The sequence below is a fragment of the Paraburkholderia sp. SIMBA_027 genome (genome assembly GCF_046535315.1).
GTDB classification, from domain to species: domain Bacteria; phylum Pseudomonadota; class Gammaproteobacteria; order Burkholderiales; family Burkholderiaceae; genus Paraburkholderia; species Paraburkholderia tropica.
In genome coordinates this window covers 1-263 of record NZ_JAWRWY010000817.1, presented here as the reverse complement: position 1 = coordinate 263, position 263 = coordinate 1, and the positions used below count along the sequence as shown (strand labels likewise).

1 protein-coding gene is annotated in these 263 nt (G+C 63.9%); it reads left to right on the top strand.

The features are described 5' to 3' along the window. Positions 1-263, top strand: a 263-nt coding sequence (locus SB764_RS41330; protein ID WP_410866945.1) for a VCBS domain-containing protein, incomplete at both ends; no start/stop codon positions are given.

The following is a 263-nucleotide window of genomic DNA, read 5'->3' as shown; positions in this document are numbered from 1 at the left end:
TCGAGGAAGACGGCAACCTCGTCACCGGCGGCAAGCTGGACGTGACCGACAAGGACGCGGGCGAAGCCACCTTCAACCCGCAGACCGACGCCAAGGGCGAGCACGGCAAGTTCTCCATCGACGCCAACGGCAACTGGAAGTACGAACTCGACAACGACGATCCCAAGGTCCAGGCCCTGGCCGTGGGCGAAAAGCTGGTCGAAACCTTCACCGTCACCACCGCCGACGGCACCAAGAGCACCATCACCGTCACCATCGACGGC